Below are 18,990 nucleotides of genomic sequence, written 5' to 3' on the forward strand. Positions count from 1 at the left end.
GGCACAGATATTTTTCCTACAGTGAAGGTATGAAAATCCTTAGTCATCAAAGCCAGAACTGCGGAATGTGGGTTAGAAACCTACCATCTCAAAAACCCGCCCCGCCCAGCGACAAATCCGCAATTAGTAACATCATCGCAGTTCGATCGCCCTCACCCCTCCATCACAAAATCTAACAACCGGTGAGCCATTTCTAGCTTGCTGCAAGAGGCTATTTCTACTTGCTTCCCGGCGGCATTAATTAATATTGCTTGATTGGTATTGCTGCCGAAACCTGCACCTATTTGATCGATCGGGTTTGCGGCAATTACATCCAGTTTCTTCGCCCGCAATTTCTCCACAGCCGGCTTGACAATATCCCCAGTTTGTGCTGCAAACCCGATTAATTTTTGGTGCGGCTGTTTCAAATTTCCCAACTCTGCCACAATATCCGCTACCGGTGCCAAAGGCAAACAATTCGGGAGCGATCGCTTCGGCAATTTCTCACTACTGTACTCAGCCGGCTTCACATCCGCTACCGCCGCCGCCATCACCGTCAAATCTGCATCGTGAAAGCATTGCAGCATCGCCTGCCGCATTTCTTGTGCACTGGTAACTGCGATCGCCCGCATACCTGACAGCGGCAATTCGCCCGTTATACTGTGTACCAGCGTCACAGTCGCGCCGCGATGCTGTGCAGCTTGCGCCAAAGCTATACCCATTTTGCCCGTGGAAGGATTGCCGATAAACCGCACCGGATCGAGGTGTTCCCGCGTTCCTCCCGCACTGATCAACACCCGAAGGCCTGCTAAATCTCGATCGCCCTTCGCATACAACAGCGATTCAATATGAGGCAAAATATCACCAGGTTCTGCCATCCGGCCAACACCCGCGCGATCGCACGCCAGCATACCCGCCCCCGGATTCGCAGCATGATAGCGCCGATAACTCAACACTTCCCACCAATTCCGCTGCACCGTCGGCTGTTCCCACATATCCGTATTCATCGCCGGTGCCAGCAAAATTGGGCAATTAGAAGCTAAGACAGTATTAGTCAGCAAATTATCAGCAAAACCCCCCACCAACTTAGCCAAAGTATTAGCAGTCAGGGGAGCTATTACAAAAACTTCTGCCCATTCTCCCAGTTGAATATGCAGCGGGCGACCATGATTTGCTTGCCAAAAATCTTTGTCAGTAAAAGCAGGATGGCGGCACAGAGTAGCAAAAGTCAAAGGCGTTACAAACTCCCCTGCCGCATCAGTAAGAATAGCTTTAACTTCCGCTCCAGCTTTTGCTAAAGTTGAAACTACTTCGCAAACTTTATAAGTCGCAATCCCGCCACTAACGCCGATTAAAATTCGTCTGCCTTTCATGTCATTTTTTCATAAAAAAGAATCAAGAAAGAAATTAAGATAAAAACAGACTCAAATCCCTAATTCATCTGTTGAATCCGCAACAAAATATGCTGCTAACTTCTTCCTCAATTCCATCGAAAATTTTGAGCTAGATTTTTCAGTCTATGCTTCGTCGTAGGCTTCCATATCCAGAAGGTGGAGATAAGGTTCAACCAGCTCCGGCCGCTGAAAAGCAAGCGATCGCAACAAATGCCAATCATTCAATCCCTCAAAAGGATCTGTATAATCGTCAACTTCCAAACGGACAGCCAATTCTGCCACGTCCTGAGAAGTAAGTACAGCAATATCGCGCGATGCTTTGGTTAAAGTTTTCATTTTTTTCCCCTGCCCGAGACTTCCGCCATACTATATACTAAACCTTTAATCAGATTTCGACACAGTTTCTACAACAAAACTTCGCATTACCTCTATAACTTCCGGCAGAATCTCGTGTCCCATGTTAAATTCTCGATACTGCACCGCAGCTCCCCAAGCCGTCAAACTCTCGCGCGATCGCACAGCAGCACTAACAGGCACAATAGTATCTTGAGTACCGTGTACGATTAAAACAGGTGGCAAAACACTCCCAGCAACTGGCGAAATCTGGTGTAAATAACCGCTCAGACAAATTAAACCAGCTAGGGGCAAAGTCAATCCCACATCTAGAGTCATCGCTCCGCCTTGAGAAAAGCCACCTAAAATCGTGCGAGACAAAGGCACGCCCGTGGTGCTTTCCAAAGACAGCAAAAATTCCCTCAGCAATTGCCGGCTTTCTACCAATCCCTGAGCGTCTTTGGTTTGAAGGTTATACCACGCTTTGCCACTCATTACCTGGGGATGGGGAAAGGGGGCATCGGGAAACACAAACTGATAATCCGGCAAATTGAAAAAGGGTGCTAAGGAAGTCAAATCGCGAGCATTAGCACCCCATCCATGTAAAGCGACCATCAAAGCGACAGGTTTGCGATCCGTTGTGGGCGGAATGCTAATAGATTGTAAAGACATCGTAGTTAATAATTGGTAATCTGGCCTGGCTACAATTATAAATTGTTACGACGGGTAAAACCCCAGATATTTGTTTTCGGCAATATTCCACTGGGAATTAGCACGCGCTTGCTAATAACTATAACAGTTGACTGTTGACTGTTGACTGTTGACTGTTAACTGTTAACTGTTAACAGTTGACTGTTGACTGTTAACCGTTGAAAGTAGAGTGCGACATCGCGCTTTTCCAAAGTAGAGTGCGGATAGTTCACCTTTTCTAAACAGGAATTAGGGAGCATCTCCTATTTGTAAAAACACTTCTTCTGACTCCTTCCTTCTGCCTCCTTTCTTCTTCCTCTTTCCTCCTGCCTCCTGCCTCCTGTCTCCTTCTTTCTTCCTCTTGCCTCCTGCCTCCTGCCTCCTGCCTTCTGCCCCCTGCCCCCTCTTGCCTCCTATCTCCTGTCTCCAATTTATAGCTGGGCTGCTTTCATTGAGATGCTCCCAGCAAGACTCCGCTAGAAGCGAGATTTGTTCCGCTAATTCCAATTGACCGAAAGCATCCAGGATACAAGCCCCCGGATTCATCCGTCCAGAAAAAAAACCTGTATCCGATGAAACTTGCCGAACGTATTTATCCGTGGGGTCGCCTCTAAAATCTAAAATCTAAAATCTAAAATCGATTGGCACCTACCGCAGGTAAAACCTGAGAAACAGATTGCTTAGACTGTTGTCGCACCGGCACCTCAATCCAGAATTCAGTTCCCTCTCCCGGAGCCGATACGCACCTGAGCGAACCTTGATGTTTGTCCACTATTTGATAGCAGATAGACAATCCCAAGCCAGTACCTTTGCCTACAGGCTTGGTAGTAAAAAACGGATCAAACAAACGTTTTTTGACATTCTCCGTCATGCCCGTTCCATTGTCAGCGATTCGCACGCATACACAATTAGAACTTAAAAGTTCAGTGCGAATCCGAATAGTAGGTAAAAAGGCAGAATTAGATGCCTTTTTTTCGAGCCTTTTTTGATTTTCTTCATCAGATAAAACATCAATAGCATTGCTTAAAACATTCATAAATACCTGATTCAATTGTCCCGCCCAGCACTCCACTAAGGGCAAATTTCCGTAGTCTTTGATGAGTTTAATGCCAGAAAAATCACCTTTTGGTTTCAGCCGACTATCCAAAATCATCAAGGTGCTGTCAATGCCTTGGTGAATGTCAACCGACTTCATTTCAGCTTCATCCAAGCGCGAAAAATTCCGCAGAGAAAGCACGATCTGGCTGATCCGTTCAGCTCCCATATTCATAGATTTTAGGATTTTAGGCAAGTCTTGAGTGATAAACTCCAAATCAATCTCTTTTAGTTTCGCTTGCACTTCTGGCGTTGGGTTCGGATATTGCTGCTGGTATATTTCCACAAGTTCGAGCAATTCTCTAGTATATGCGCCTGTATGGATCAGGTTGCCAGAGATGAAGTTGACAGGATTGTTAATTTCGTGGGCAACTCCAGCTACCAACTGCCCCAGGCTGGACATTTTTTCAGTTTGGATTAGTTTAAATTGAGCTTCCTGCAAATTTTTTAGTGCTGTTTCTAGTTCAGCGGTGCGCTGTTTTAGTTGAATTGTACGATCGTACACTTGCTGTTCTACTTTTGCAGTACGTTCTAGAGACATCAACAGGTAAATCGTCAAGCTGCCAGTCATCAATAGCCCGATCGCGCCAATTGCCAGCGAACCCTGATGCGTCCTCAGACTGTTGTACCCCTTTCCAGGCAAAACTAGCAGCCTCCACTGGCGGTCTGCTACGTTAAATAAGCGAGTGCAAGCACTAGGATTTTGACAGATTTTTCCCCGGATATTAGTTAACTCTGGCTTTTCGTGTTTTGGGTTATCTATCAACTGCTTAGCTTGTGAGTCGTAGCGCACCAGAAATCGTTCTTTCTCTATAGCATAGTTGTCATAGAGGTAAAAATTAATGTTGTCTAAATTTAGCGATTCTAAAGAGGAATCGACCATACTGGTGATCTGAAACAGACCCGCAATAACTCCCATTAGGTTTTGGCGGCCGTTGACAGAGTTATCAGCAGAAGTTGTGCGGCGGGCTACTGGTAGAAATACTTGCAATCCCGGTTGATTGTTGCTGACTAATCTAATCCGCGCGGAAGCCGCTATTTTCCCGGTATTCACCGCTTTCTCTAAAGCTGCTTTGCGATCGGGGCTGGAGGCAACATCAAAACCGATCACTTTGTTATCTTCTTCTAGTGCTTCTCTGTAGGCAACTGGAAAATATTCCGAGCGCACTTTTGCTTTGACTTGCTTTTTGTCAGGAGTTCGCTCGTAAATTTGAAATGCCGGAAAACCTTCGGCTCGAATTGTTTGTTCGTAAGCTGCTTTTTGGGCAGCCGGCACCCGCCGAATCCAGTTAACAGAATGTATAGCAGCATTTCGGGAAAGTGCAGGTTGAGCGAATTGCTTAAAATCTGCTCTGGTAACTTCAGTAGATGCCCTGTAGAATGCTTCAAGTGAGTACAGAAATTCTAAATTTTTATTGATGCTTTGCTGCAATGATACATTCAGGCGATCGGCTTGCTGATGAAATTCAGCTTGCATTCGTTGGTTTTCCGAATGCCACACAACGGCTGCGGCTGCCAAGGACAAACTCGTACCGGTGCAAAGAGTCAGCGCTGCTGGAATGTAACGACGGTGCGACAGTAAACTTTCGGTCAGTGAATTAAACCAATTGCTCGCAACATTCATATTCCCACACCTTCTGCCACCGGAGTGCAATTGTTTAAAGACTTGTGAAATTCCTTGATAGCACGATCGACAGCGCACAAACGAGATTGTCTAAAAACTTATGATCGCAGGAATAGGACTTACCCCGAAAAACCCAATTTCTACGAAAATATTGGCGTGGTAACGAGAAAGTTGGGAAGAAATCGGGTTTTCACGAATAGTGCATCCACGACGGAGGAATTGAAAGCAATTGTAACTAAGTGTAACGAAGCCAGTGCCCATCAGGGCCCTCCCAAGTTCCTGCCCCGGAAGAACCTGGGAACGAGAAAAAGCCTTGATCTGGTGGGGCGGGTATTGATTACCCGCCCTACAAAGCCAACTTAAATTGGGAACAGCTTACAAAACAGTCCCTATTTCTTTCAAATAAACCCGTGTAAACGGTTCATCATCCCCCAGATTATACTGTTCGATCAACCCTTGGCGGCGAATAGAAATACTATTTCCTTCCCTCACCACAACAGTATCGTCATCAGTGCTTTCTCTGACCAACATCATCTCAGTTTCCCCCGGATTGTCCAGCACCACCATATTGCTTCCCTGATAAAACATTCCCTCAGCTTCCAAAATGTTTTCAGGATATTCAGCAATTAACAAATCGAGCTTGGGATTCCGCAGCAAACTTTGCACGTTAAGATTGTAATTCTTATTCAAAACTTTTTCAGAACGGTTGACAAAAAGTCCACCGCGACAAACAGCACCGATCGTCCAATCGGGATGCTGCAACAGAATGTGATCGATTGTTTCTTGCAGTTCGTGCACCGAAATTCGGTTGAAAGTAATAAGCGGAATTCTGGCGGATTTTCCCGAATCAAAGAAAGTTTCGATAATATGCGAAGGCACATCTACCCCTTCGCCCACAGCCGGGTTGAGGTGCATAAAAATTCCCGGGGCGGCATTGATTTCGAGAATCCCAAAATTGCCTGTTTTCCAAGATTTGGCGAGAGTTTCTGTTACCACATCAACCCCCAAACAAGTTAACCGAAAATGTAGGGCAATATCTTGAGCCAAAACAATGTTATCCGGGTGAATGTTGCGGGTAGCGTCGATGCTGACGCCGCCTGCGGAAAGATTGGCGACTTTGCGTAGAGACACAGTGCGATCGCGCTCTAGGACACTATCCAATGACAGCCCTTGTTCTGCCAGATACATTTCCATCGCTTCGTCGGACTGAATTTTGCTCAGGGCCGAAGTTGGCGTATCCAAACGTTCGGATTTGCGGTTTTCACGGCGGATCAATTCGCGAATTGTTGAGTCGCCTTCCCCTGTTACCCAAGCGGGTCGGCGTTCCGTTGCCGAAACAAATTTGCCGTCAACGCACAACAGCCTAAAATCAGATCCTTTGATGCTGTTTTCCACAATTACTCGCACCGGTTCTGTTTCGGGAATTGCCTTAACCGCTCTTTTAAAAGCGGCCTGCAATTCCTCACCATCTCGGATATCTGCTGTGACGCCAATTCCTTTATGACCGACTACTGGTTTGACAGCAACTGGATAGCCAATGTCTCTAGCAACTGCCAGAGCTCCGCTTTCTGTGGAGACGATATCGCCTTTGGGAACAGGAAATCCTAATGTAGCGAGAAAAGCTTTACAATCGTCTTTGCGCGTGGTAAAATCTGAGTCTAAATGGCTGTCCGAATCAAAAGTAGTTGCAGAGCCGCGCACGAGTTTTTTGCCATACCCATATTGCATTAGTCCTTCATCCCACAAATAAAATGCGGGAATGCCTTTTTGGGATGCCGATCGCATTAACGAATAAACTGTCGGGCCTCCGTAAACTGACTGCCGGAACATATTTTGCAGCGCGGCTATTTGTGCTTCCAAGGGAAAGTCTTGATTTTGATTGATGGCTTCAAACCAATCCCACACTGCGTAAACTACGGCTCTGGCGCTGCGGGCGTGAAGTGCTTCTATGCTGATTCTGTTAAACTGAGAAAATGGCTTGATGTTCCAGTGTTGGAAGTGCAAACCCATGTCGAGTTTTGCTACTTCTGAGGCGGTACGACCGAACAGTTGGGCATGGTTCGAGAAAGTTTCGTGCAGCAGTTGGGGGTAGCGATCGCTAATAATTTCCTGGTAATGTGCGATCGGCAAAGGTTCGCTCGCGTCCGTTACCGCTAAATCAAAAACTAAAGCCGCGGTGCCTAAATAAGGGTTGGGCCCGATATAGTGTTTGAAATTGAAAACATCAAAAATATCGGTTTTTCGAGCATTGACGCGGGCTGTTTCGGTGCTTTTTTCTTGCAGCATTTTCTAACCTCCTTTGAGCTAATTTTTTAAGGTAACTTTATAGTCGGTGCATGGGATACTACCTGCGGGCATAGATATTTCAGCAGTGAGACAAATACTCCGAGCAATTCAGCCTTCAGTATTGCCCGAAAGGGAGAGTAGGGGAGAGGGGGAGAGGGGGAGAGGGGGAGATGGTGAGAGTGGGAAAATATTCCTTCTTCCTTCAACATCAGACTAAGCATTGATGACTAAGCATTGATGACTAAGCATTGATGACTAAGCATTGATAACTAAGCACTTATGACTAATGACTACTTCTTTCCCCCCTCCCGAAAAAAAGCTATAACTTTTGAGAGGTACACTCTGTACTTATAATTGTTTATGACAGTGAAAGAAAATTTAAGAGGCAGCAAATTATGAAAATCGCACAAACTGCTCTCAGGGACAAAGTTCACCACTTAGCTGAGGAAGCCTTTCACCGGAAGCTAATTTCTGGCTACGGCGATGGTCAAAACAGCAACGAATATCAGATTGTCTGGAACGGCAAACCCAGACACCTCCCTTTAGAACGGGCGAGTACCATATTGAGCAATTTGATCGAGCGATCGCACTAACGGGCGATCGGACTAATTGAGGACTGACGCTCATCAATCCGATTTCTACGAGCAATCAGAGGAGGATTAGCGAAGAAGCGGATCAGAAACCGGATTGATCACCGCGCGCGCGTCAGTCCTGTAATTTAAGCTCATTGGTTGACCCCCCCTATCTCCTGTTAGGGGGGGTAAGTTTGTTTTGTCGATCATCGAGGATGAGTAAACTCCCATATCACCCTTGCTGTGTGCGTCCTAGAGTGGTAGAAGCCTGAATTTTTTTTTGTATCTATATATACCTTTTGGCAGTTTTCGGAAAAAGGAATTTTGTGTTTTAGTGAAATTTAATAAATTAACAGTAAAGATAATATGGCGAGCGACGAAAGTCAGGGGAAGTTGCTAATTATTGGTGGGGCCGAAGACAAAGACGGGGACTGCAAAATTCTGCGGGAATTCTTGCGGTGCGCCGGAGGCACTAAAGCCCACATTGTGATCATGACGGCTGCCACTAGCCTGCCGGGAGAAGTAGGAGATAATTACATCCGAGTGTTTGAGCGACTTGGTGCTGAAGATGTGCGAGTTGTTGACACCCAGAAACCGGAAGATGCCAGCAATCGAGATTATTTAGAAGCGATCCACCAAGCGACCGGCATATTCTTTACCGGCGGAGAGCAAGCGCGGATTATTAGCTGCTTGAAAGACACCATACTCGACGCAGCTCTGCACAAACGCTACTCTGAAGGGATTATCATTGGCGGCACCAGTGCCGGCGCGGCGATGATGCCAGATATGATGATTATTGAAGGAGACTCCGAGACAAATCCCCGCGTTGAGGTGGTAGCAATGGGCCCGGGAATGGGTTTCCTTCCGGGAGTTGTCATCGACCAGCATTTCGCCCAGCGAGGTCGTCTGGGACGTTTAGTTTCCGCACTCTTGCTGCAACCTGCCGTGTTGGGATTTGGTATTGACGAAAATACAGCTATTTTAGTCAGCGGTGACGAGTTTGAAGTCATTGGCGAAAATGCTGTAACTGTCATCGACGAGTCGGAAAAACTCCACGACAATTTAGATGGACTTTTGAAGGATGAGGCTTTGGCGATTTGCGGTGCCAAGCTGCACATCCTCCCCCACGGATACCGGTTTAACTTGAAAACTCGCCAGCCGGTGCTCCATAACCTAGCAACTACAGCACAGACAGAAAGGGCGATCGCCTAATTTGCTTGCTACTGGCAACCATCTCAAAATTATGTAAGGTGAGCACAGCACACCTTAGCCATTCTACCAAGTAAGATGGTTAACAACCCAGTTTCTGTCTCCAAAAGTAATAAAAAGAAGAGGAAAAATCCTCTTCTTTTATTGCTGCGGTTTCGGGTTTTTTAAGCACTTTTCTGTTCGCCAAAAATCGACTGCTGCCCTTCTGCGGTCGATATTAAATTCCACCCTTGAACTCTCAGCTTCTGATAAGTTGCCCATCCCTTAGAACCGCCCGGTTCCCGGTAGTCGGGTACAGCGAACTGCGGAAAAGCTGTATAAGACCGCCACCCCTGACGGGCATCGGTGCGTAAGTGCAATATCTTTTCTCCCTTGCCTCCGAGTCTGGGCAACCAACACATTTGTTTTAGCATTTTTAACACTCCAGAGTTTTACAGTAACGGTAATTCGCCAACATCCCACATTAAACTTTTAGAGCCCTAGAGCCGCTGCTCGGAATATCTAACGGGTAACAGGGACGGATGAGATTTTCACCGATTACCAATTACTGAGGTAGCAGCAGTCGTTAAAGCTGATTTTGATTCGGCCAAGTTGGGCAGTCAAAAACTATAAAACAAGTGGTACCAAGACATAAGCAAAAATAATCATTGCTATTCTCGGCTCAAACTTGGCTTAAAGTCGCAGGAGAACCCAGTTGAATAAAGGATTCATTTTTCTGGTTTCCCTTGCCTTATAATTACACGCTGATCCTCGCTCTTTCCGCATAAAATGACATCTTTCTACGGTATTATTCCTGTAGGGTAAAAAATGTTTCTTTAGTTACAAATGTTAAATGTTCACCACGATTTATCTAGTTATCAAAAGTTAAATTATTTTTCATAAACAGCGCTTAATAATTTTTAGTTACTTTAACTACATTTTTGATTGAAATCTGACCTCCGCGTCCTGGTGCGTAGTGTGTACTACTAAATCCTCCGGCTGCCCACTGTACACCTTACAACATAAGAGTTACAGGGTTAACTCTTAACAACGATGACGACCAATCTGCCAAATTGTAAAAATCAATACTAATCACACTTATAAGTTCTCCAAACAAGCTATTCATGGCCGGTGCAATTGAATTCAAACTCTTCGCTTCCAACAACCAAGCAGCTACACTGCTCGGCTCCTTTTCTCAATGGGCAGAAATTCCTTAGAAAAAGATAAAAAAATGACAAAGGTTATTTCCGCACTAAAATTCAGGGCGTTGCTTAATCAGGGTAGGAAAAAAAATAAGTTTAAAATCCCGAAGCTTTGTAGATACTGGTTTCTATGACTTGGATATTTAGCCTTTCATACCATAAATCAGCAACGCCCGGTTTTGTTAGTCACAGCAGTAGGAATACCGATGCTGTGGATGGGCGAAGAGTTTGGACAATCCTCTCGGTAAACTCCCAACCAGCCGAATAAACTGCAATGGTCTTTGTTGAAAAATCAGCCAAATCATGAGTTGTTGGAATACTACAAACACGTGATTCGGCTGCGGCAACATTTGCCGGCACTTTATACCGACAATATTGAATTCATCCACGAAAATCCCGAAGCCAAAGTGCTGGCTTATTACCGCTGGAGCGATGAGGGAACGCGAGCAGTAGTTGTCGCTAATTTTTCGGATACTTATCTATCTGGTAACAGCATTCCTAAGTTTCCGGCTGGGAACTTGGCACGAGTGGATGTACAACAAAATCGTAGAAGTTGGGGAAGAAGGGTTTAAGTTTGATTTGCCGGAATGGTCAGCGCAAGTATTTGTTTGAGAGCGGGAGAATTATGTCTCCAGGCAGATGATCGGCACAGTTGTACAACAGTAAATTGTATTTAGAACGGGCGCACCAAACTCAACAAACCGGGTTTTTATACCGGGGCGGATGGCTGTAACGATACTTTTTTGTAAAAAAACTCGGTTTCTGCATCCAAGAGTGCGATCGTAATTCCTGGTATTGAGAATAACAATTACAGGGAGATTTGCCAACCGTGAATTAACACGTCAATTAACACGTCAATTAACACAAACTTTGTCGGAGGACAAACTCTATGGGCTGGCTAAAAAGATTGTTTGGTTTAGAAAAACTTGAAAATCAAGAAACTGTTGATGCTCCTGCTTACCAAGCACCTGTAGCTCAATCTCAAGCTCAAGCTCAACCTGCTGCGAGCGCTCAGACAATCCCGCCGGAACGCATGGGCTTGAATGGAGAATACGATCAAAGCGGTTTAGCTAAACGGGTGGCTCAAGCTTTCGATGCAAATCCCGATGTTGCGGATATTGAGACTGTTTATGTGGCTCAACTTGGCACTACGGTGGTTCTCAAAGGTACAGTTCCCAGTCAGGAAATTGTCAACAAGTTGGTGACAATTGCTAAAGGTGTTAAGGGTGCAACTGGGGTGGAAACTAATCAAGTTACTGTCGGCTAACGCGCCGTTATTTATAACAGTTAGCAGTTAACTGTTAACTGTTAACTGCTAACAGTCTTTTTTATCTATCATGCTTTCAATAAAAAATATGACAGGGGAAACCTTAGAACCTACTCGGGGGAAATTAGAACGGACTCTTTCGCAGGGAATTCAAGCTTTGTACCGCTCTCAACTCGGACACCCAACGAGTCAGGCGCTCTGCAATCTTTTGGATAACAAATTGATAATAGTTGTCGAAAATGGGCTGACTCAACCCGAAAAACTACTGGCTCAGAACGGTCAGGAAGATTTGGCGTTGCAGGTGCGGACACAATTAGAATCAGTTCTGGAATTGCCACTGAAAGAATTAATCCAAAAGGTTTTGGGCGTGGGAGTTACTGATTTGCTCCGCGATGCGACCTTGGAGACAGGCCGCACTGGAACGATCGCAATTTTGGACTCTGCACCTCAAGTTCGTGATTCTAATTATAAATCTAAAACTCAACCAAAACCATTTGAGAGTTGAGGTGCTGGCGGATAACTGTTTCTAAATCTTTGATGTTAAAAGGTTTAGAAAGGTATTCCACGCAGCCTGCTTGGAGAATTCGAGCGCGGTCTTCTGGTTTTGCTAGTGCTGTGACCGCAACAATCGGAATATGTCTGATAGCGGGGTTTTGTTGGACGCGCTTTACTACTTCCATACCGTCTATATCCGGCAGGCAAATGTCAAGTACGATTAGGTCGGGATGTCGATCGACTGCTGCTGAAAGAGCTGCGTACCCGTCAACTGCTCCCACGCAGTCGCAGCCGAATAAATCGAGTATTTGTGTCAGCAGCTCTAAGTTGTCCTGATTATCGTCTACAGCCAACACTAAAGGACGCTTGTCAACCGGGGGTTGACCGCTAATAAAAGACGAGGATTCCAATTTATTGTTCCAATTAGGGTAGTTCATAAATGCCGATCGAAACGATCAAAAAAATTGTCCCCGAGGCATTCTTCAAGTGGCGCTGCGGCACTTGAAACAGATTGGCTCGTATTTGTAGCTCTCCCATGACCAGTTTTTGGTCTAAGCCGATACAATATCGCTACAATCTGCGGGCAAAAACGACCGCAGTTGATTCATTCCATAGCATCTGCTTAATTCTACCTCTCCCAGCGCCAATTACCAACTGAGGCCCTCTTGGTGCGTCAGCCTTGGTAAAAATACGCAATAAATACGAAAAATCTTACCAATAAAGCATCCTTGCTTAATAGCATTCAATAGTGGCGACAGCTTTTTAGGATATTAACCACATTAGACATGGGTTCCCTTACAAGGATCTACCTAAAGGAAGATTATAACCGATACTTAATTTTAATAACTTCCACCTGCTGAGAGATACTTGATTACTCTACTTTAGACTTCAATGTTTTTAAGTAGTAATCATCACAATTTAAGCCAGTAAAAAGATTCAGTTTTTACATGAGCTTTACCGGATATTAACCTAGGAGGTTTTAATGACAATTCCAATCAGAGACGACCTGACTTACATTTTGCTCAAAAAGATTGGCAGCGGCAACGGCAGGGGAGAGTCGGAAATTAGGAATGCAGCGGAAGAATATGTCGGTCACCCGGTGGCGGAAGCGGAATTGCTCGGTCATTTGGACTACCTCAACCAAAGGGAATATATCAAAGCGGACTTTAGTGGCGAGCCTTATGGAGGAGCTGAGTTATTGCCGCCTTTAGTGGCATTTCAACAAGCTGATTTAACAGAAAAAGGTCGTAAACTGTTACACAAAATGGAGACGAATCCTCCGACTTCGTTGCACCAAGAAGGCTCCGCAGTTCCTATCGCTTCAAAGGATATGCCGTTTTTGGAAAAAGTGATGGTAAACGGTCACTTGGAGGATATTTTTGATGCCCGCGACATTACCGAAGTAGTGTACCGGGTCATGCGCGATGTGATGACAACAGAAGCAATCGATCACGTGGAATCTGAATTGCACAAAGAAGTTTTGCCTACGGATGACAAAACCCTGCAACAAGAAATAGCAGACCTCTGGAAAGATACCAATCCGCTGGTGGGATTGCTCAGCCGGGTGCGTCAACCTTTGACCGGCGCGCCTGCACCTTTGGGGATCGATGGCAATTTGTTTGCACGGAGGGTGGAACTAGAAGGGGCACTTCCTTCAGGAGTAAAACCGGAAACTGCGATCGCGGCTGTATTTTCGGCCACGAAGGATGAGCTGTCCGAGGAGCGAATTCAGGAAATAGCTGGCTTTTTGCCGGACAGAATTCGGGGAATTTGGGAGTCGGCTTAATGAGACATTTTAAGGTATAAATACTTACCAGCCGGGTTGACCAACCTGGTTTCTCTATACCTTTTGTCTTGTAACTCTGGAATTGCTTTGTAGTGAGGACGAAAGTCGCGATTAAACTCGATCGGACTTTCGTCCTCACTAATTTTCTGATTGCTCTTTCCTTGCCTTGTAAGTGCTGTAAAAAACCCGGTTTATCACTGAAATTTGTCTAAAAAGTGGAAATATCCCCAGAAACAGAGTTTCGCGCTCTTGGGTTGGGTCAAGCCCCTAGACGGAACGAAAGTATTGTAATGTAGAATACAGGGCAAGTTAAGACTGTGGCTCGCAAAAATGCTGTCAACAGCCCGGGAGATCAAAAGGCATGACCCGCACCAAAGTTACACAAATGTCACGATCGACTTTAGAACAAGAGATTTTACTCAATCGAATTACCAATCGCATCCGCAACTCTTTAGAACTCCAAGAGATTTTGACGACAACAGCCCGAGAAATCCGCAGCTTTTTAGAGAGCGATCGAGTAAAAGTTTATCGCTTTGAGACCGACGGTAGCGGTGAGGTAATTGCTGAGTCCATCAACGGCGACAATTTACCATCTATGCTGGGTTTGCGCTTTCCAGCAGGCGACATTCCCCAGAGTGCTCGGGAAATGTTTCTCAAAGCGCGGCAGCGAGTGATTGTAGATGTGGAATTGCAGCATCAAACAATTAATCGGTTAGATTGTCCCGAAACCGGTAAAACTTTAGCAGTTGAAGATATTACCTATCGTCCTGTAGACCCCTGTCACGCTGAATATCTGAAGGCTATGGGGGCACGTTCTTCTCTGACGGTGCCGATTTTGCATCAAAATCACCTTTGGGGGCTGTTGGTGTCTCACCATAGCCAACCGAAACGATTTAGCGATCGAGAATTGAAAATGGTGCAGTTGCTGGTGGATCAACTTTCAATTGCGATCGCCCAATCTTTTCTACTCAGTCAAGCTAGACAGCAAGCGCGTGACGAAGCCGTTATCAACCAAATTACCAGTTTGCTGCATTCTCCTCTGGAACTAAACGAAATTCGGAAAGCAGTTCTCGAACAAACTGTCAAGCATTTGCGTGGTTCGGGAGGGCGACTCTACATTGCAGCCGAGTTTGGCGATCGACCCGCTTTGCTTTATACCTGTGGCCAGCAGCCCGCGGACATCGACCTGGAACTCAGCCCATTTTGGCAGCAGATTATGTGGAGGGCAAACCAAGACGATCCAGCACAAACTGCTAATCATAAAACCCAATTAGGTATTTTTGAAAATCTCTATTCCCAGCATTACAGCTCAATTGACACCAATATTTCCAGTTTTCTCGTACCGCACTTGTACGCAATTTCCGATATTTCTAAAGAACCTCAACTTAAATCTGTATCTGCCAATTTAGTCGCAGCTTCCATTCGATCATTTTTGGCAGTACCGCTGCAATATCGCCAACAGTGCATCGGCTGTCTCACCGTTTTTCGCAGCCCTATACAAACCGAAATTTTGTGGGCGGGCCGTTGCAGTTCGGACACCCGGAACGATCGTCCCCGACAGTCCTTTGCAGCTTGGAAAGAAATCAAAACCGGCGAAGCTCAAAAGTGGAGCAGCGAGGAACAGAAGCTAGCACAATCTTTAGGAACTCACCTGTACATGGCTGCAATGCAGAGGCGCGTCGAGGCGATGATCCGACATCAAGCTTCTCACGACCCATTAACTGGTTTACCTAATAGATTACTGTTTAATGAAAGGCTGTCTTTAGCTTTAGCTAGCGCTCACCAAAATGGAGAAATGCTGGCGGTAATCTTTCTAGATTTGGATAGATTTAAAAATGTTAACGATACTCTCGGTCATCCAGTGGGCGATTTGTTGCTGCAAAGTGTATCTAGGCGTTTGACTAACTGTTTGCGCGTGGGGGATTCGATGGCTCGTTGGGGCGGAGATGAATTTACTGTGCTGCTGTACAATATCAACACCCCGGAGGAAGCAACTAAAATTTGCAAGCTAATTATCCAGAGTTTAAGCAGTCCTTTTGATTTTGAGGGTCTGGAACTTTATATTAAGGCTAGCTTGGGAATTGCGTTGGCTCCTTATGATGGAGAAGATGCAGAAACTTTGCTAAAAAATGCTGATGCTGCGATGTACAGAGCTAAACAGAAAGGTCGCAATAATTATCAGTTTTACACGCAGGCGATCGGCAGTAAAGTCTCCGAGGATCTTAACTTAGAAAATTATCTTTACAAAGCTCTAAAAAAATCTGAGTTTGTGCTGCACTATCAACCGCAAATAAATTTAAATACTGGCAAAATAGTGGGCATGGAAGCTCTGATTCGCTGGGAGCATCCCGAACGCGGTTTGATTCCTCCCGATCGATTTATTCCCTTAGCTGAGGAAACAGGATTAATCTGCCAAATTGACGAATGGGTGATGCGGACTGCTTGCTTGCAAAATCGAGCGTGGCAGTTACTGGGATTGCCGCCGATGCGGATAGCGGTGAATTTATCAGCCCGCCAGTTTCTGCAACCTCACACGGTACAAATCATCGCTGAAATTTTATCAGAAACCAAGTTAAATCCCGAATATTTAGAAATAGAAATTACCGAGAGCATTGCCATGACTGATGTGAGCTTTACGGTGTCGGTATTGCAGCAGTTGCAGGACATGGGAATTAACATTTCTCTTGACGATTTTGGCACCGGTTATTCTTCGCTGTGGTCTCTGAAAAACTTTCCCCTCAATAATTTAAAAATAGACAAATCTTTCGTGGCAGATTTGGTGACTGGCAGCAGCGGTGCTACTATTGTGAAACTGGCGATCGCCTTGGGACAGGGCCTGAATTTACAGGTGATTGCTGAGGGAGTGGAAACAGCAGAACAGTTAGCGTTTTTGCGATCGCATAAGTGCGATATGGGTCAGGGTTACTTCTTTAGCAAACCAATACCGGCGGCGGCTATAACCCAATTGTTCCTAGAAAATTAATCGGGGAAATAATATCGATTCCGGTTGCACCGTCCGTGATTGTTGACTGTTGATTGTTGACTCACAGTGAACAGTGAACAGTCAACAGTCAACAGTCAACATCATTCCGGTGTAACCGGAAATGATATTACTGCCAAACAAACACTTTCGCTTCGTATTCCGGCAAGTCAATCATAATATTGTCATCGCCAGATTCAATATCATAATTCCCAGTCCATTCGTGCCAAGTTCCGTTTGCCGGGAAGTGGGGAACGCTGTAACCTGCCAGATAATTTTCCGACATATTTGCCACTACTACAACTCTCGAACCTTCATCGTTCCAGCGAGTGTAAGCAAAAACTTTTGAGTCGGGGTCTTCGTGGAAAAACTGGATGTTTTCTGTGTAAAGTGCTTGGTTATTTTTACGCAGGTGAATCAAGCCTTTGTAGTATTCCCACAAACCTTTATTCAGGTCATTTCCTAGCAGCGTCCAGTCAATTTTAGATTGCTCAATTGTTTTGGCTTTGTATTCGCCAAATTCTTCGCCCATCCAAATCAGTGGCACGCCAACTGCTGTCATTAACAGCACGGTTCCCAACTTTGCCCGCTTGAAGGCGGCTTCATCCAAAATTCCCCGATCGCCCAATTCGGCAAAAATGCGATCGTGATCGTGATTACTCAAATAATTGACTACATTCGTAGCACCCAAGTAACCTTGCCGCTTGCAGTCGATTACCTCTTTGAGACGTTCTAAATCAAAATTGTCGCCGCAGAGTTGTGGAATTATGGAGTGATAGAAACTGTCGTGCCAGCAGCCGTCCATCGGCCCGTCTAGATTCGTGATGCTGGGATCGTCGGGAATGTATTCGGCAACGGTATAAAACGGTTTGGGGCCGGCGGCATTTTTGGCTTCTTGAACTACCCAGTGCATGAAATCGTAGTTAGCAATTTGTCGCGCCGCGTCGAAACGAATGCCGTCGAGATGATATTCTTGAATCCAGAAGCGGACTGTATCGCCAGCAAATTGGCGCGCCGGGAAAGTTCCTAAGTTTTCGTCGTAGAATTCGTAGTTAAATTCCGGGCCCCAATTGTTGTCAGGATCGCGGGGTTCGTGGTGGTACCAATAATCGTGATCGATTTGAGTGAGGGGGCTCGATGCTTCCGAGTGGTTGTAAATCCCGTCCATGATGACGCGAATCCCGCGCCCGTGACACTCGTCTATCAGGTTTTTGAGTTCTTCTGTGGTTCCGTAGCTGGACTCGGCAGCGAAGAAGTAGCGGGGGTTGTAGCCCCAACTGTAGTCGCCTGGGTATTCTTTGATGGGCATGAGTTCGATCGCGTTGATGCCAAGTTCGACTAGGTAATCGAGTTTTTCGACGACGTGCTTGTACTGGCCGCGGGCGAAGGGATCATCTTCGCCGCCAGAAAAGTCGGCAATGTGCATTTCGTAAATCACTAATTCGCGATCGGCCGGTAGCGGTTTGTCGTCGTGTTTCCAGACGTAGGTATCGACAATGCGATCGCCATCTTTGATCCGAACAAGGGCGTTTTGAGTAGGATCGTCGATGTCAGTGGCGTAGGGATCGACCACATCTACCCACTGATCCGCTTCCACAAACCAGCTTTTCGACTGAACGCGGAATTTGTATTGATAAACGCCATCCTCCAACTCAACTCGCGTGCGGAAATAACCCTCTTCGTCCTTTTCCATCGGAATCTCTTCCCAATTAGAAAAAGAGCCAATCAAGGCAGCTCCTTTGTTGTAGGGAGCAAATAACTTGAATTCAATTGGGGCGGTCATAATACCTCTTTCTAAAATATTTCAGTAGCAGTTGATACTTTTAATTTCGCAAATTCAAGCGAACTCAGCATCACTCTACGGATATAATTTCTTTAAGGCTTAACTATTCCTAAAACTATCGTCATCTCGCCTCTGCCTCCGCCTTTTATGAAGTGAAATCGCGCAATATCGGCAGTGCGATCGAAATTTATCTAACTAGGGAGCGCTCAAAAATAAGTATTAGTAATACGATAGTTTTTTAGCATCTATCTTAAGGTAGATTCATTTTTTTAAATATTTAAACAAATATCTGTATAGGGATAGATGCGGCTTTAAA

At 45.5% G+C, this 18,990-nt stretch carries 16 protein-coding genes; 7 read left to right on the forward strand and 9 right to left on the reverse strand.

The features are described 5' to 3' along the window. Positions 1 to 152: 152 nt before the first annotated feature. The 6 genes from coaBC to QUB08_RS15695 form a co-directional block, all read right to left on the reverse strand. Entirely contained in the window at positions 153 to 1,352 is a 1,200-nt protein-coding gene (coaBC, locus tag QUB08_RS15670) for a bifunctional phosphopantothenoylcysteine decarboxylase/phosphopantothenate--cysteine ligase CoaBC (protein ID WP_333225587.1), read from the reverse strand. 144 nt (positions 1,353 to 1,496) lie between these two features. Further along, entirely contained in the window at positions 1,497 to 1,709 is a 213-nt protein-coding gene (gene isiD / locus QUB08_RS15675; protein ID WP_006632739.1) for a protein IsiD, read from the reverse strand. Positions 1,710 to 1,754: 45 nt separating this feature from the next. Beyond that, positions 1,755 to 2,378, reverse strand: coding sequence for an alpha/beta hydrolase (locus QUB08_RS15680; RefSeq protein WP_333225588.1), 624 nt, complete (start codon positions 2,376 to 2,378; stop codon positions 1,755 to 1,757). Between the two features lie 267 nt (positions 2,379 to 2,645). Continuing rightward, a complete protein-coding gene (locus QUB08_RS15685; RefSeq protein WP_333225589.1) occupies positions 2,646 to 2,942 on the reverse strand; it encodes a hypothetical protein in 297 nt (98 codons plus the stop codon). A gap of 85 nt (positions 2,943 to 3,027) precedes the next feature. Beyond that, entirely contained in the window at positions 3,028 to 5,115 is a 2,088-nt protein-coding gene (locus QUB08_RS15690) for a CHASE domain-containing protein (protein ID WP_333225590.1), read from the reverse strand. A gap of 375 nt (positions 5,116 to 5,490) precedes the next feature. After that, on the reverse strand, positions 5,491 to 7,401 hold the full coding sequence (locus tag QUB08_RS15695) for an ATP-binding protein (RefSeq protein ID WP_333225591.1): 1,911 nt from the start codon (positions 7,399 to 7,401) through the stop codon (positions 5,491 to 5,493). Between the two features lie 395 nt (positions 7,402 to 7,796). On the opposite strand from QUB08_RS15695, the gene QUB08_RS15700 reads away from it, so the two are divergent. Together QUB08_RS15700 and QUB08_RS15705 are read left to right on the forward strand one after the other, a co-directional pair. Next, positions 7,797 to 7,994 (forward strand): hypothetical protein, encoded by a 198-nt coding sequence (locus QUB08_RS15700; RefSeq protein WP_006632734.1) that lies wholly within the window; start codon positions 7,797 to 7,799, stop codon positions 7,992 to 7,994. Positions 7,995 to 8,339: 345 nt separating this feature from the next. Further along, a complete protein-coding gene (locus QUB08_RS15705; RefSeq protein ID WP_333225592.1) occupies positions 8,340 to 9,185 on the forward strand; it encodes a cyanophycinase in 846 nt (281 codons plus the stop codon). Between the two features lie 161 nt (positions 9,186 to 9,346). Here the strand turns inward: QUB08_RS15705 and QUB08_RS15710 are convergent, their stop codons facing one another. Continuing rightward, positions 9,347 to 9,595 carry a hypothetical protein gene (locus tag QUB08_RS15710; protein WP_333209677.1) on the reverse strand — a complete coding sequence of 83 codons (249 nt, stop codon included), beginning with the start codon at positions 9,593 to 9,595 and terminating at the stop codon, positions 9,347 to 9,349. A gap of 1,052 nt (positions 9,596 to 10,647) precedes the next feature. On the opposite strand from QUB08_RS15710, the gene QUB08_RS15715 reads away from it, so the two are divergent. From QUB08_RS15715 to QUB08_RS15725, 3 genes are all read left to right on the forward strand, one after another. Continuing rightward, entirely contained in the window at positions 10,648 to 10,935 is a 288-nt protein-coding gene (locus QUB08_RS15715; protein ID WP_333225593.1) for a hypothetical protein, read from the forward strand. Between the two features lie 317 nt (positions 10,936 to 11,252). Next, positions 11,253 to 11,630: a BON domain-containing protein gene (locus QUB08_RS15720; protein WP_333153467.1), complete on the forward strand. Its 378-nt coding sequence runs from the start codon at positions 11,253 to 11,255 to the stop codon at positions 11,628 to 11,630. 88 nt (positions 11,631 to 11,718) lie between these two features. Further along, complete coding sequence (locus QUB08_RS15725; protein WP_333153466.1) at positions 11,719 to 12,135, forward strand: DUF2294 domain-containing protein; 417 nt, start codon at positions 11,719 to 11,721, stop codon at positions 12,133 to 12,135. On the opposite strand, the gene QUB08_RS15730 is transcribed toward QUB08_RS15725, so the two are convergent. Then, entirely contained in the window at positions 12,104 to 12,562 is a 459-nt protein-coding gene (locus QUB08_RS15730; RefSeq protein WP_333225594.1) for a response regulator, read from the reverse strand. The genes QUB08_RS15725 and QUB08_RS15730 overlap by 32 nt on opposite strands. Positions 12,563 to 13,107: 545 nt before the next feature. Here QUB08_RS15730 and QUB08_RS15735 point away from each other — a divergent pair. Together QUB08_RS15735 and QUB08_RS15740 are read left to right on the forward strand one after the other, a co-directional pair. Next, positions 13,108 to 13,911, forward strand: a complete 804-nt coding sequence (locus tag QUB08_RS15735) for a DUF2267 domain-containing protein (RefSeq protein ID WP_333225595.1) — start codon at positions 13,108 to 13,110, stop codon at positions 13,909 to 13,911. A 361-nt stretch (positions 13,912 to 14,272) separates the two neighbouring features. Continuing rightward, positions 14,273 to 16,894 carry an EAL domain-containing protein gene (locus tag QUB08_RS15740; protein WP_333225596.1) on the forward strand — a complete coding sequence of 874 codons (2,622 nt, stop codon included), beginning with the start codon at positions 14,273 to 14,275 and terminating at the stop codon, positions 16,892 to 16,894. A gap of 127 nt (positions 16,895 to 17,021) precedes the next feature. On the opposite strand, the gene QUB08_RS15745 is transcribed toward QUB08_RS15740, so the two are convergent. Further along, entirely contained in the window at positions 17,022 to 18,674 is a 1,653-nt protein-coding gene (locus QUB08_RS15745) for an alpha-amylase family glycosyl hydrolase (protein ID WP_333225597.1), read from the reverse strand. Positions 18,675 to 18,990: the final 316 nt, after the last annotated feature.

This window comes from Microcoleus sp. BR0-C5, from assembly GCF_036705045.1.
In the GTDB taxonomy this organism is placed as follows: domain Bacteria; phylum Cyanobacteriota; class Cyanobacteriia; order Cyanobacteriales; family Microcoleaceae; genus Microcoleus.

Excerpts from the sequence above, each read along its gene's own strand:
- QUB08_RS15695 (WP_333225591.1), bottom strand. The coding sequence starts at position 7,401 with ATGCTGCAAGAAAAAAGCACCGAAACAGCCCGCGTCAATGCTCGAAAA.
- QUB08_RS15725 (WP_333153466.1), top strand. The coding sequence starts at position 11,719 with ATGACAGGGGAAACCTTAGAACCTACTCGGGGGAAATTAGAACGGACT.
- QUB08_RS15740 (WP_333225596.1), top strand. The coding sequence starts at position 14,273 with ATGACCCGCACCAAAGTTACACAAATGTCACGATCGACTTTAGAACAA.
- QUB08_RS15705 (WP_333225592.1), top strand. The coding sequence starts at position 8,340 with ATGGCGAGCGACGAAAGTCAGGGGAAGTTGCTAATTATTGGTGGGGCC.
- QUB08_RS15730 (WP_333225594.1), bottom strand. The coding sequence starts at position 12,562 with ATGAACTACCCTAATTGGAACAATAAATTGGAATCCTCGTCTTTTATT.
- QUB08_RS15690 (WP_333225590.1), bottom strand. The coding sequence starts at position 5,115 with ATGAATGTTGCGAGCAATTGGTTTAATTCACTGACCGAAAGTTTACTG.
- QUB08_RS15685 (WP_333225589.1), bottom strand. The coding sequence starts at position 2,942 with ATGAATCCGGGGGCTTGTATCCTGGATGCTTTCGGTCAATTGGAATTA.
- QUB08_RS15745 (WP_333225597.1), bottom strand. The coding sequence starts at position 18,674 with ATGACCGCCCCAATTGAATTCAAGTTATTTGCTCCCTACAACAAAGGA.
- QUB08_RS15700 (WP_006632734.1), top strand. The coding sequence starts at position 7,797 with ATGAAAATCGCACAAACTGCTCTCAGGGACAAAGTTCACCACTTAGCT.
- isiD (WP_006632739.1), bottom strand. The coding sequence starts at position 1,709 with ATGAAAACTTTAACCAAAGCATCGCGCGATATTGCTGTACTTACTTCT.
- QUB08_RS15735 (WP_333225595.1), top strand. The coding sequence starts at position 13,108 with ATGACAATTCCAATCAGAGACGACCTGACTTACATTTTGCTCAAAAAG.
- QUB08_RS15720 (WP_333153467.1), top strand. The coding sequence starts at position 11,253 with ATGGGCTGGCTAAAAAGATTGTTTGGTTTAGAAAAACTTGAAAATCAA.
- QUB08_RS15710 (WP_333209677.1), bottom strand. The coding sequence starts at position 9,595 with ATGCTAAAACAAATGTGTTGGTTGCCCAGACTCGGAGGCAAGGGAGAA.
- coaBC (WP_333225587.1), bottom strand. The coding sequence starts at position 1,352 with ATGAAAGGCAGACGAATTTTAATCGGCGTTAGTGGCGGGATTGCGACT.
- QUB08_RS15680 (WP_333225588.1), bottom strand. The coding sequence starts at position 2,378 with ATGTCTTTACAATCTATTAGCATTCCGCCCACAACGGATCGCAAACCT.